The sequence below is a fragment of the Mesorhizobium robiniae genome (assembly GCF_040545535.1).
Taxonomy (GTDB): Bacteria; Pseudomonadota; Alphaproteobacteria; order Rhizobiales; family Rhizobiaceae; genus Mesorhizobium; species Mesorhizobium robiniae.
Window position 1 is genome coordinate 29,934 of record NZ_JBEPMC010000002.1, and the last position, 13,340, is coordinate 43,273.

Consider the following 13,340-nt stretch of genomic DNA (forward strand, 5'->3'; position numbering starts at 1 on the left):
CCGGGATACGGAGAACTCCACGGATTTTCGTCAATCATAAGAACAAAGGGGAAAGGGTCAAACCCATGAGCAAGGACTATCGCATTCTCGACTTCTTCAGGCGCAGTCGCTCGCCGCTCGAAAATCATCTGATAGACGGGCTTGTCGACGGCAGGGTCAGCCGCCGCGACTTCATTCGCCACGGCAGCCTGCTCGGCCTGTCGTTGCCGCTTCTGGGCCGCATCGGTGCTGCCGCCGGCTTTGGTGCCATGCCGTCGCTCGCTCGTGCCCAGGGAGCGCCCGGTGCCACCATCCGCGTGGCAAGCAGCGTGCCCGCCGCGGCGATCGATCCGGTAAGCATCGCCGATGCCGGCGGCTTGGTGGTGCTGCAGCAAGTCGCCGAATTCCTCTGCATCGATGGTGCGGACCTCGTGCTGCAGCCGGCTCTGGCGGAAAGCTGGAAACCGAACGACGACGGCACTGTGTGGACGTTCAAGCTGCGCAAGGGCGTGAAGTTCCACAGCGGCGGCGAGATGAAGGCGGAAGACGTAGTGGCCAGCATCGATCGGCTCGCCGATCCGGCCAACTCCTCCAACGCGCTGTCGGTGTTCAACGGCATCTTGAAAAAGGGCGCGACCAAGAAGGTCGACGACTACACGGTGGAATTCCACCTCGACGCGGCGAACGGCAACTTTCCCTACATGGTGTCGTCCGACAATTACAACGCCGTCATCATCCCGGCGAGCTATGTCGGCGATTACGAGAAGAGCTTCGACGGCACAGGGCCGTTCAGGGTCGATAAATACACGCCGAAGGTCGGGGCGTCGTTCGTCCGCAACGAGGATTACTGGGGCCCGAAGGCGTTGCCGGAGCGCACCGAGTTCACCTTCTTCGCCGACATGCAGCCGCAGATCCTGGCGCTGCAAGGAGGTCAGGTCGACATCATCAACCAGCTCCCGGTGCTGGCCGGCGTCGGCCTGCTAAGCGATCCGAGCATCGAAATCATCAGCCTGAAATCGGTCGCGCATCAACAGTTGCATCTGCAGTGCGATGCGGATCCGTTCAAGGATCCGCGCGTGCGACGCGCCATCGCGCTCAGCCTCGACCGCAACAAGCTGGTTGCCGGCCTGATGAAAGGCCGCGCCGTAGCCGGCAATGACAGTCCGTTCGCCGCCGCCTATCCCTCGACCGACCCGACCGTGCCGCAACGCCAGCAGGATATTGCGCAGGCCAAGCAGCTCATGGAAGCGGCCGGCGCCGGCAAGGGCTTCAAGGTGACGCTGACCACCGAGCGCTATCTGGAAATCCCCGAATACGCCCAGCTCATCCAGAACGCGGTCAAGGAGATCGGCATCGAGCTCGAGCTCAACATCCTCGACCAGAGCGCCTATTACGGCGAGGCGGTGTTCGGCAAATCGAACTGGCTGGATTCGATGATGGGCATCACCGACTACGGCCACCGCGGCGTGCCCAACGTCTATCTCGCCGCACCGTTGAAGAGCGAAGGCACCTGGAATGCGGCGCACTTCAAGAACAAGGACTACGATACGCTGGCGACCAGCTACATCGCCGCCCTTGATCTCGAAGCGCAAAAGGCGGACGCTGGCAAGATCCAGAAGCTGCTGCTTGAGGAAACACCCGTCATCTTCGGCTATTTCTACGACTACCTGACGGCGACGGTGAAGGGCGTGACCGGCGTGCAGCCGACCGCCATGTCGCAGCTGTTCCTCGACAAGGCGTCGAAAGCCTGAACGGGAGGGAAAGCCAGATCCTCTAACGGCCAGTTCCTGCCTGAAGCTGGCTCCGCAAGGAGTATTAGCCATTCTCTCCTTCCTTGTCCGGCGTGTCTTCCTGTCGCTTGTCACGCTGTTCCTGCTTAGCATCATGGTGTTTCTGGGCGGCCAGGTGCTGCCCGGAAATGTCGGGCGCGCCATATTGGGTCCGTTTGCCGACCAGCGCGCCGTCGATGCGCTCAATCACACGCTCGGCGTCGATCGGCCGCTGCTCACCCAATATTGGAGCTGGATATCGAATTTCGTGCAGGGCGACATGGGCACGTCCTATATTTTCCGCTCGCCGGTGGCACCGTTCGTCATCGATGCGCTCGGCAATTCGATGAAGCTGGCAGCGGTCGCTTTCATACTGGTCGTGCCGATCGGGATTCTAGGCGGTGTCATTGCTGCGCTCAATCTCAACCGCCCGCTCGACCGCATCATCAGCCTCGGCGGACTGTCGGTAACGGTGCTGCCCGAATTCGTAACCGGCATCATCCTCATTCTGATTTTCGGGGTCTGGCTTCGCTGGCTGCCAATCTCTGCCGCATGGCCGCGCGACGCCGGCTTCTTCACCCAGCTTTATTACCTGATCCTGCCTGCCCTGCCGCTGTTCCTGGTGCTGTTCGGCTATATCGCCAGAATGGCACGCTCAGGCATGATCGAGGCGCTCGATTCCGACTACACGCGGACGGCGGTCCTCAAGGGGCTGCCGTGGCGGACGGTGATCTGGAGGCACGTGCTGCGCAACGCGCTGCTGCCGACCATCACGGTCATCGCAACGCAGACCGGCTATCTTATCGGCGGCCTCGTCGTGATCGAAACACTGTTTCGCTATCAAGGGATCGGATCACTGATCTTCACTGCTGCGCGCGGCAAGGATTTCCCGGTCCTGGAGGCCGGCATCTTGACCATCGGCATCGTCTATGCGGTTGCGACATTGGCCGCCGACTTCCTCTATTCCGTGCTCAATCCGCGCATCCGGCTAGGGACAGACCAATGAGCGCCACCGACAGTCCCGCCAGCACCTTGCCGCCTGACAATACGGGCCGGCGCGGGCCCATGGCGGAGGTGTTCTATTCGCTGCTGCGCTCCGGCATCTTTCTCACCGGCCTCGCCATCGTGCTGTTCTGGGTCATCTGCGCGCTGTTCGGTGAACATTTCGTACCCTACGATCCGCTTGCGGACGACATCATCAACGCGCTGGCGCCGCCTTCGGCCGAGCACTGGTTCGGCACCGACCAGATCGGCCGCGACGTCTTCTCGCGCGTCATCGTCGGCTCACGCGACATCCTGACCGTGGCGCCGCTGGCTACATTGCTGGCGACCGTGGCAGGTACGGCGCTTGGCCTGTTCACCGGTTATTTTCGCGGCATCGTCGACGACGTCATCAGCCGCATCCTCGAAGCGTTCATGGCGATCCCGGTGGTCATCGTCGCGCTGCTGGCCATCGTCGCGCTCGGCACCTCCAAGGCCACGGTCATCGTCGTCATCGGCCTCAGCTTTGCGCCGATCATCGCACGCACGGTGCGCTCGGCGGTGCTTGCCGAACGCGAGCTCGACTATGTCGCCGCCGCCCAGCTCCGGCACGAAAGCGCGCTGCATACGATGTTCGTCGAGATCCTGCCGAACGTCATCCCGCCGATCCTGGTCGAAACGACGGTCCGCCTCGGTTATGCGATCTTCGCGGTTGCGACGCTGAGCTTTATGGGCTTTGGCATCCAGCCGCCGTCGCCCGACTGGGGGCTCTCGATCTCAAGCAATTACGGCATGATCGGCGGCGGCTTCTGGTGGACGGTGCTGTTCGACGCACTCGCCATCGCTTCGCTGGTGATCGGCGTCAATCTTGTTACCGACGGCGTGCAGGGGGCTCTCAATGACTGAGCCCGCCAACGCGCTTGAACTGCACGACCTCTCCGTCGCTTACCGCGTCGGTGGTCGCAACCGGGCGGTGCTGCGCAACCTCAGCCTCACCATCAGGCAGGGCGAAGCCTACGGGCTGGTCGGCGAATCCGGCTGCGGCAAATCCACCGTGGCGCTCTCCGTGGTGCGCTATCTGCCGAGAAACGGCTCGATATCAGGTGGGGCGATCTCGCTCGACGGCCAAGACATCATGAAGCTCGACGCCGAGGCCTTGCGCCGCGCCCGCGCGGAAAGCGTGTCGATGGTCTATCAGGATCCCGGCAAGGCGCTGAACCCATCGATCCGCGTCGGCCGCCAGTTGACGGAGATATTCGAGCTCGGCGGCATTTCGGGACAGGCCGGCACCGACCGGGCGATCGCCATGCTGAACCGGGTGCGCATTTCCGATCCGGCCAGCGTCATGCAGCGTTATCCCCACCAGCTTTCCGGCGGTATGCAGCAGCGGGTGGCCATCGCCATGGCGCTTGCCAAGGACCCGACCATGCTGATCCTCGACGAGCCGACGACCGGTCTCGACGCGACGGTGGAAGCCGAAGTGCTCGACCTGATCGCACAGCTGCGGCAGGAGCTGTCGGCTTCGATCCTGTTCATCAGTCACAATCTCGCAGTCGTCTCAAACATGTGCGACCGGGTCGGCGTCCTCTACGCCGGCATGCTGGTGGAAGAAGGGCCGACCGACGTCGTGTTCAACGATCCGCGCCACCCGTATACGGTCGCCCTGCTGCGCTGCCTGCCGCGCGGCGGCCAGCGCAAGGATCATGGTCGCCTCGACACCATTCCGGGATTCCTGCCCGGCATCGGCGCGGCAATCAAAGGCTGTGCCTTCGCCGATCGCTGCGCGCTCGCCACCGACCGCTGCCGCAACGAATTGCCGCCGCTCTACGATCTGGGCGGCCGGCTGTCGCGCTGCCACTATCACGAACAGGCGCAATCGCTGCCGCGCGCCACCCCAAGCGATGTCGCCACTGACAGGCCGAAAGCCAAATCCGAGCCAGTCCTCAATGTCGAGGGATTGAGCAAGACCTATGCCAGCCACGGTCATGCGCTGCGGGCGGTGAAGGACGTCTCGGTCAGCCTCAGGCCCGGCGAAACGCTTGGCCTGGTCGGCGAATCCGGCAGCGGCAAGACGACCTTCGCCAGGCTGCTGCTCGGCCTGGTGCAGCCGGACCAAGGCGGCATAATCGAGCTTGAGGGCAAGAAGCTGGCGCCTCGACTGGACAGCCGCAGCGCGGACCAGATCAAAGCCTTGCAGATCGTCTTCCAGAATCCGGATTCGGCGCTGAACCGCTCGCATTCGATCCGTCATCTCATCAGCCGGGCGCTGAAGAGACTGGCCGGCCTCAGCGGCAAGGCGTTGGAGGCACGCCTGGACGAACTCGTCCGTTCGGTTCGACTTACCGACCGGCATCTTGCCGTCAAGCCTCGCCAGCTTTCGGGCGGACTGAAACAGCGCGTCGCCATCGCCCGCGCTTTCGCCGGTGACCCGCGCATCGTCGTCTGCGACGAACCTACTTCGGCGCTCGACGTATCGGTGCAGGCGGCCATCCTCAACCTGCTCGCCGACCTGCAGTCGAAGGAGCATGTCAGCTATGTCTTCATCTCACACGATCTGGGGGTCGTTCGCTATCTCTCTGACCAGATCGCTGTGCTCTATCTTGGAAGGATCATGGAGCTGGGTCCCTCCGAAGATGTCTTTGCCGGCCCGCATCATCCCTACACGGAAGCGCTGCTGTCGGCGGTTCCCAAGCTGGACCAGGGCGAGACGTCGCGCATTCGTCTCGACGGCGAAATCCCCAGCGCCACCAATCCGCCGTCGGGCTGCGTATTCCACACGCGCTGCCCGCGCAAGATCGGAGCGATCTGCGAGGAGCAGGAGCCGCCGCTGGCTGAGGCTAAGCCCGGCCACACGATCCGCTGCCATATTCCCTACGTTGAGCTGGCAATGCTGCAAATGCCGAAGACCGCCGAAACGGAACCCGCCTGATCGCCGCCAGGACGCTGCTCAATCGGCCATGCTGAAAGCGCGGTCATTTTCCGAAAAACCCTGATCGCCCGACCAGTTCTTTGCCAGCGTCCGCAGTCCGGACAGCGCGACCTCAAGAACATCGGACGAGGCTGGATTGCTCGGATAGGCGAGATAGATCGGTCTTTGGAACACCGGCGCACCCTCGATGCGCCGGAGTTCGCCACGTTCGATGTGGCCGCTGACCGCGCTCAGCGGCAGATAGGCGGCAGCCTGCTGCGACAGAACATGCTGCAGCCCGATGAACACCAGCCCAGCCGATATTGCCGGCTTCACCATCGAGCCGAAGGCGCGATCATGCTCGATGCGAAATTCCAGCCCCCAGTCCATGAGAATGTAGTTCTCGGTCCAAGGCCTGGTCTGTGCCGCATGCTGGACAAGGACGACCTGATCGACCGCCAGCGTTTCATAGGCGATGCCGGGATGCGGTCGCGGCAGATAAAGGATGCAGATGTCGAGCAGGCCCTCCGCCAGTTGATCGATCGCCAGGTCAGGAAAGCTGCCTTCGAGCCGCAACGCAACGTTCGGTCGCCTGGCGCGCATCCATTCGACCCATGGCGAGGTGATCAGATCCCACAGATAGGCGGGAGCGGTAAGCCGCAGCAGCGTCTCGTAGCCATCGGGAACCGCGATATCTTGCCTTGACTGTTCCCAGGTGCGCGTAATCGAGGAGGCATGCGGCAGGAACTGCCGGCCGGCCGGTGTCAGCGTGACGCCGTCGCGATCGCGAACGAAAAGCCGGCGCCCCAATTGCTCCTCGAGACCCCGGATCCGCGCGCTGACGGTCGATTGTGCGAGGTTGAGCCGGTTGGCTGCGACGGTGAAACTGCCATGGGTGGCAACCTCGAGAAAACTGCGCAGGTTTTCAGTATCCATGGCCGGCTCCTGCATCGAAAATTTCGATGACCCCTATCAAAAAATATCGCTTTTCGGTCGCGGTCAACAATGAACTAGATGGCAAAGCCCCACGAGACGCGAGGGAATGCAGCCATGCCGAAGCATTTCAAGACGATCGATATCGCCCGCAGAAACCTGAGCTCAATCGAAAATTCCGCTGTCGACGAACTCCTGGCCGGCAGAATCGACCGCCGTGATTTCCTTCGCCATGGCAGCATGCTCGGCTTGTCACTGCCGTTCCTGGGCGGCATCGTTGCCGCCGCCGGTCTCGGCACCCAAAAGGCACGCGCTGCCGGCACGCCGGGCGGAACCGTCCGCGCCGGCATTGCTACGCCGGGCGGGGCAATCGATCCGGTCACCTATTACGACAGCGGCAGCTATCAGCTGGTTTTCCAGACCGCCGAATTTCTCTGCGTCACCGAACCAGACCTGACGCTGCGGCCGGTGTTGGCGGAAAGCTGGGCGCCGAACGAGGACGGCAGTGTCTGGACCTTCAAACTGCGCAAGGGCGTCAAGTTCCACAATGGCGAGGATTTCAAAGCCGACGATGTCGTTGCGACGTTCGACCGCCTCGCCGACCCGAGCGGCTCGTCCAACGCGCTGTCGGTGTTCAAGGGGCTGCTATCGAAAGGCGGCACCCAGAAGGTCGACGACCACACCGTCGCCTTCCATCTCGACGCGCCGAACGGCAGCTTTCCCTACTCGGTGTCGATCGACAACTACAACGCCGTCATCCTGCCGGCGAGCTACAAGGGCGACTACGAAAAAACCTTCGAGGGGACCGGTCCTTTCCGGCTCGAAACCTACACGCCGAAGGTTGGCGCGACCTTCATCCGCAATCCAGACTATTGGGGTGAAAAAGCGCTTCCCGATCGTCTCGAGTTCAAGTTCTACGGCGACGTGCAGCCGCGCATCCTGGCGCTGCAGGCGGGCGAGGTCGACCTTCTCGATGCCATTCCGCTCGATGTCAGCCAGGTCATGCTGAACAATCCCGACATCACGGTGCTGCGCGTGGCCTCGACCGCCCACCGACAGCTGCACATGCGCTGCGACATGGCGCCCTTCACCGACAAGCGGGTGCGCCAGGCCCTGGCCCTGAGCATCGATCGCAGCAAACTGGTCGACGGGCTGTGCCGCGGCATGGCCGCGACCGGCAATGACAGCCCGTTCGCGCCGGCCTTTCCGGCGACCGACAAGTCGGTGCCGCAGCGCACGCAGGATATCGCCAAGGCCAAGCAATTGCTCGAAGCGGCGGGACTGGCCAGCGGCTTCGATATGACGCTGACGACGCTGCGCTATTCGGACATCCCCGGCTATGCGCAATTGTTCCAGAACTTCGCCAAGGAGATCGGCGCCCGCATCGCGCTCAACATCGAGGATCAGGACAAATATTACGGGAAGGCGGTGTTCGGCCAGTCGGACTGGCTGGACAGCCCGCTTGGCATCACCGACTACGCGCATCGCAGCGTGCCGAACGTATTCCTGAAAAGCCCGTTGGTCAGCGACGGGCCGTGGAATGCGGCGCACTTCAAGAGCTCCGCCTATGACGGCCTGGTCACCAGTTATCTGAAGGCGCTCGACATCGGCGCGCAGCGCAATGCTGCCTCCGAGATCCAGAAACTGCTGCTCGACGAGACGCCGGTGATCTTCAGCTATTTCCCGGACTTGCTGGTACCTGTGCGCAAGAATGTCAGCGGCCTGCCGCCGATCGCCGCCGGGCTGCTGCTCGACCGCGTGTCGATAGGCGGACCATGACCGCTCACCAACGCCAGATCGCGAAAGAAAAGAAACGGGAGACTACCATTCGCAAGCCCCATTTGCGCGGCCGGGGGCCGCATTTTCCTTTGCTCGACACGATCGAGCAGTACGAGTTCGAACCTGGCTACGTCGCCTTCACCATGCCCTGCCCCAAGCGGCTGCGCGTACAGGTCGGCTCGATAATCGTTGCCGACACGACCAAGGCGCTGGTCTTCTACGAGTCCGATCATCTGCCGGTCTATTACTTCCCGATCGGCGACGTGCGCGAGGAGTTCCTGCTGCCCAGCCGGACGACAACGGAGAACCCGTTCAAGGGCGTGGCCACCCATTATTCGCTGAACACCGGCATCACGCTGGTCGAGGACGGTGCCTGGCGTTACCTCAACCCGGTCAAGGGCTGCCCGCCGATAGCGGACTACATGTCCTTCTACTGGAGCAAAATGGGGCACTGGTTCGAGGAGGACGAAGAGATTTTCGTCCATGCCCGCGACCCATTCCGCCGGGTCGACTGCCTGCCCTCGTCACGGCGGGTGCAGGTCATCCTCGACGGCGAGCAGGTCGCGGATTCCCGGCGCGGCGTGTTCCTGTTCGAGACCGGCCATCCGGTGCGCCACTATCTGCCGATCTCGGACACGCGGCTCGATATGTTCGCGCCCAGCCGCTACATTTCGCGCTGCCCCTACAAGGGCATCTCCAATTATTATCACGTGACGACTCCCAAGAAGCGCCACGAGAACCTCGTCTGGTACTATCCCGAACCGGTGCACGAAGCCGAGCGCATCAAGGGGCTGGTGTGCTTCCACCATGAACTGGTCGACAAGATCCTTGTCGACGGCGTCGAAATCCCGAAGGAAGCCACGGCCGCGTCGGACGGCTATTTCTGAGCTGTTCTCCCCCAACGTCCGCTGAAATCCAATAGCCGCAGTGACTGCAGAAAGCAGTTGCTGAGGCTATGCGTCTGCGTCGCATTGCGGTGATCCGACGCTGCCCCTCCGCGAATCCCTGGTGCAGTTCGCGGTGCCAATATAGGCACCGCTCGTCGAAGATTTGCCGAATTGCCGATTGAAATATTTTTCAAATGGAAATAGGAATGTTCAAAAGATGAGTTCGGCGCTGCGGCGCGTCAGGAATTGGAGGAAGCGATATGTCCCATCCGCAATTCGCAGCGGAACTTTTGCAGCGCGCTGAAAAGCAGGGACCGATCACCATCGGGCTTGCCGGCGCAGGGCAGATGGGCACCGACATCGTCGTCCAGGTGGCGCTGATGCCGGGCATGCGCATCGGCGCCATTTCCGAGGTCAGGCCGCAGGCGGCGATCGACGCGGCGCTGCTCGCCGGCCACGACCGCTCCGACATCGTGCAGGCCGGCAATGCAGCGGCCATCGACCGCGCCATCGAGGCCGGCAAGATCGCGGTGACCGAAGACCTGCACGCACTCGCCGCCGCCGGCCGCATCGACGTCATTATCGACGCGACAGGCAATCCCAACATCGGCACGCTGTTCGCGCTCGAAGTGATGAAGAACGGCAAGCACATCGTCATGCTCAACGTCGAGGCCGACATCACCATCGGCCGTTTCCTGAAAGAGGAAGCGCGCAAGGCCGGGGTCGTCTATACGGGTGCGGCCGGCGACGAGCCGGCCTGCACGCTGGAGATCATCGGCTTTGCCAGGAGCCTCGGCTTCAACATCATCGCCGCCGGCAAGGGCAAGAACAATCCGCTGAAGATCGACGCCATGCCGGCCGACTACGAGAAGGAGGCCGCCGAGCGCAACATGAATGCGCGCATGCTGGTCGAGTTCGTCGACGGTTCGAAGACGGCGATCGAGATGGTGGCGATCGCTAATGCCACCGGCCTGGTACCCGACGTGCCGGGCATGCACGGCCCGACCGCGACGCTGGAGGAACTGGCCAGCGTGCTCTGCCCGCGCGAGGATGGCGGCGTGCTGCACCGCAAGGGCGTCGTCGATTATTCGATCGGCAAGGGCGTGGCGCCCGGCGTGTTCTGCATCATCGAGACAAGGCATCCGCGCGTGCTGGAGCGCATGGTCGACCTCAAGGTCGGCAAGGGCCCCTATTTCACGATCTTCCGTCCCTATCATTTGACCAGCCTGGAAGTGCCGTTGTCGGCGGCACGCGCCGTTGTCTACAAGCGCGCCGACATGGAGCCGCTCGACCATCCGGTCGCCGAGGCGGTGGCTGTGGCCAAGAGCGACCTTGGCCTCGGCCAGTCGCTGGGTATGATCGGCGAGAACGACTATCGCGGCTTCGCCATGACCTGGGAGGACGCGCGCGCCCGCGGCGCCCTGCCGCTCGGCCTCGCCGAGCGAGCCAAGGTGGTCAAGCCGGTCAAGACGGGCGATTTCCTCACTTATGAAAACTGTGTACCCGACGATTCGATGGTGATAACCCAGATCCGCCGTCGTCTCGACCAGTCGGACGGGCGGTTCGTTACAAACGCAGCCTGACTCCACCGGATCATTGCCTGATGGACGATGTCGTAATCGGGATCGACGCCTCGACCACGGCCGTGAAGGCGATCGCTTTCACCCGCGACGGCAAGGAGCTGTTCCAGGCGCGCGAAGCCTATCCGCTTTCAAATCCCAAGCCTGGCCATTTCGAGCAGGATGCCGAACATTGGTGGACCGCACTGGTCGGTGCACTAAGGCAGGTCACTGAGGCGGTTGGCGCTTCACAGGTGGCGGCGATCTCCATCGCGCACCAGCGAGAGACCTTCACGCTGATCGATCATGCCGGCAAGCCGCTTATTCCGGCGATCCTGTGGCTGGACGAGCGCGCCCGCCCGCAAGTCATCAGGCTGTCGGCGGAACTCGGTCGCGAGACGATCCGCGACTGGAGCGGCAAGCCGCCGGACCCGACGCCGGCGCTCTATGCTGTTCGCTGGCTTGTCGAACACCAGCCGCAAGCGCTCGGCGAGGCAGCTTCACTCGTCGATGTGCATGGCTTCTTCGTCCACCGGCTGACCGGGCGTCTGGTCACCAGCACGGCAAGTGCGGATCCGCTCGGGCTGCTCGACATCAAAACCAGCACCTGGCACGCTGAGCTCGTTGCGGCCGCCGGGCTGCGGCCGGACCAGTTGCCGGAACTGGTCGCGCCCGGCACGATCTGCGGCGGGCTCAATGAAAGCGTGGCCCGACTGACCGGCCTGAAGGCTGGCACGCCTGTTGTCGCCGGCGCCGGCGATGGCCAGGCAATGGGCCTCGGCATGGGTGTCCACGGCGAAGGCAAAAGCTATCTTTCGCTCGGCTCAGGCGTCGTCAGCGGCTGTTATTCCCATGGGATCAGGACGTCGGATGCGTTTCGAACGCTGGTCTCACCGACTGGCTCGGGATTCATGCTGGAGACGGTGCTGCGGTCGGGCATGCAGCTGGTCGACTGGATCGTGCGCACGACCGGCTCGCCGTCGGCCGCAGCCCTGGAGAGAGCGGCGGTCGACGTTGCCGCCGGCAGCGAGGGCCTGCTCGTCATGCCCTATTGGGCCGGTGTCATGAGCCCCTATTGGGATGGTGCTGCGCGCGGCGCGATCGTCGGCCTGTCGCTCGATCACCAACCGGAGCATCTCTTCCGCGCAGTTCTGGAAGGCATCGCTTTCGAGCAGGCGATCGCCAGCGAGGCGATGGAAGCTCAAGCCGGCGGTAAGCCGGCGGCGATGATTGCCGCCGGCGGCGGCACCAATTGCGCGCTGCTGATGGAGATCATGGCAAGCGTGCTTGAGCGGCCGCTCTTCGTTTCGCCCGTCAACGAGGCGGCAGCCTTGGGTGCTGCCATGCTAGCGGCCTCGGCTCTCGGATGGTTTGCCTCGCCTGAGGCTGCGGCCGAGGCGATGACGGCGCCGCCGACCAGGCATGTCGCCCCGGTCGAAGGGCTGGTCTCCGATTACCGCGCGCGCAAAGAAATCTACCGCGACCTCTATCAGGCGACGCGCGACATCCATGCCCGCCTCGAGGCGCTTGGAAAGGCTTAGCGGTTGAGCAGGCCCTTGGCCGCATCCTCGTCGGTGATCAGAACCGATACCTTGGTGTTGGCGAGCGCCGCCCGCATGATGGCAATCTTTTCCTGTCCTCCCGAGACCAGGATGATGGCCGGGATGTCCGCCAGATCCTGCAGCGGATAGGCGCAGACCCGGCGATTGACCTCATGGTCGACTAGCCGCCCCTCGGCGTCGATGAAATGACATAATATATCGCCAACTGCGCCGGCCGCCTGCAGCTCCTCGAGTTCGCTGGGCTTGATGAAGCCGTAATTGGCGATCGGGCTGTCGTTTGAAAACGATCCGACGCTGAGCACGGCGATGTTTGCCCGGCGCGCGCGAAAGACGACGTCCTGAACGCTGCGCTGGCTCATGAAGGCGTCGCGCTGCTCCGGCCGGTCGGCATAGACCGGCACCGGCAGCAGGAAGCACTCGGCGCCGATCTTTTCGGCGAATTCCCAGGCGCTCTCGGTCGGGTTGAGCGGTTGGGCATGCGTCAGGCCGCCCAGCATGGAGACCACCGTCGTCCTGGCGATCGGCCGCCGCGGCAGTTCGTTGATGGCAAATTTCAGCGTCCGCCCCCAACCCAGTGCAATGACATCGCCGGCATTCACATTGTCGGCCAGATAGGCGCCCGCGGCATGGCCGATCATCAGCGGTGCGTTGCTTCGATCGGCGGCCGACGGCACCACAACGGCCTGGCTGAGGCCGAAACGCTGCTTCAGGGCCTCTTCCAGCACCATGCATTCGACGACGCTGTCGCGGATGCGGAACTGGACAATGCCCTCCTCACGCGCAGCGGAGAGGATGCGATGCACCTTGATGCGACCGATGCCGAGGATCTCCGAAATCCTCTCCTGCGTCAGGCCCTCGACATAATAGTGCCACGCGGCACGGGCCTTCAGCTCGGCATCCGGGAAGCGCGAGGCCTTGTCATTTTCCGTCATCGCCATCTTTTTGCCCTCCCGCGGATCCTTCGATGTCATTCAGACGGCGCA

At 63.2% G+C, this 13,340-nt stretch carries 10 protein-coding genes; 8 read left to right on the top strand and 2 right to left on the bottom strand.

What is annotated here, in order from left to right:
- Window positions 1-65 precede the first annotated feature (65 nt).
- From ABID19_RS04575 to ABID19_RS04590, 4 genes are all read left to right on the top strand, one after another.
- Window positions 66-1,730, top strand: coding sequence for an ABC transporter substrate-binding protein (locus ABID19_RS04575; RefSeq protein WP_354488364.1), 1,665 nt, complete (start codon window positions 66-68; stop codon window positions 1,728-1,730).
- Between the two features lie 70 nt (window positions 1,731-1,800).
- Entirely contained in the window at window positions 1,801-2,754 is a 954-nt protein-coding gene (locus ABID19_RS04580; RefSeq protein WP_354489457.1) for an ABC transporter permease, read from the top strand.
- Window positions 2,751-3,635, top strand: coding sequence for an ABC transporter permease (locus ABID19_RS04585; protein ID WP_354488366.1), 885 nt, complete (start codon window positions 2,751-2,753; stop codon window positions 3,633-3,635). Before ABID19_RS04580 ends, ABID19_RS04585 begins: the two co-directional genes overlap by 4 nt.
- Window positions 3,628-5,658 carry an ABC transporter ATP-binding protein gene (locus ABID19_RS04590; protein ID WP_354488368.1) on the top strand — a complete coding sequence of 677 codons (2,031 nt, stop codon included), beginning with the start codon at window positions 3,628-3,630 and terminating at the stop codon, window positions 5,656-5,658. The genes ABID19_RS04585 and ABID19_RS04590 overlap by 8 nt, the downstream gene beginning before the upstream one ends.
- Before the next feature lie 18 nt (window positions 5,659-5,676).
- Here the strand turns inward: ABID19_RS04590 and ABID19_RS04595 are convergent, their stop codons facing one another.
- Complete coding sequence (locus ABID19_RS04595; protein WP_354488369.1) at window positions 5,677-6,573, bottom strand: LysR family transcriptional regulator; 897 nt, start codon at window positions 6,571-6,573, stop codon at window positions 5,677-5,679.
- Between the two features lie 114 nt (window positions 6,574-6,687).
- Here ABID19_RS04595 and ABID19_RS04600 point away from each other — a divergent pair, with 114 nt between their 5' ends.
- The 4 genes from ABID19_RS04600 to ABID19_RS04615 all read left to right on the top strand — a co-directional run bounded on the left by ABID19_RS04600 (window position 6,688) and on the right by ABID19_RS04615 (window position 12,336).
- Window positions 6,688-8,349: an ABC transporter substrate-binding protein gene (locus ABID19_RS04600; RefSeq protein ID WP_354488371.1), complete on the top strand. Its 1,662-nt coding sequence runs from the start codon at window positions 6,688-6,690 to the stop codon at window positions 8,347-8,349.
- Window positions 8,346-9,236 (top strand): DUF427 domain-containing protein, encoded by an 891-nt coding sequence (locus tag ABID19_RS04605; RefSeq protein ID WP_354488373.1) that lies wholly within the window; start codon window positions 8,346-8,348, stop codon window positions 9,234-9,236. The genes ABID19_RS04600 and ABID19_RS04605 overlap by 4 nt, the downstream gene beginning before the upstream one ends.
- 260 nt (window positions 9,237-9,496) lie before the next feature.
- Window positions 9,497-10,819, top strand: a complete 1,323-nt coding sequence (locus ABID19_RS04610) for an NAD(P)H-dependent oxidoreductase (protein ID WP_354488374.1) — start codon at window positions 9,497-9,499, stop codon at window positions 10,817-10,819.
- A gap of 20 nt (window positions 10,820-10,839) precedes the next feature.
- A complete protein-coding gene (locus tag ABID19_RS04615; protein WP_354488375.1) occupies window positions 10,840-12,336 on the top strand; it encodes a xylulokinase in 1,497 nt (498 codons plus the stop codon).
- Here the strand turns inward: ABID19_RS04615 and ABID19_RS04620 are convergent.
- A complete protein-coding gene (locus ABID19_RS04620; protein WP_352937756.1) occupies window positions 12,333-13,295 on the bottom strand; it encodes a sugar-binding transcriptional regulator in 963 nt (320 codons plus the stop codon). The two genes, ABID19_RS04615 and ABID19_RS04620, sit on opposite strands and share 4 nt — an antisense overlap.
- Window positions 13,296-13,340: the final 45 nt, after the last annotated feature.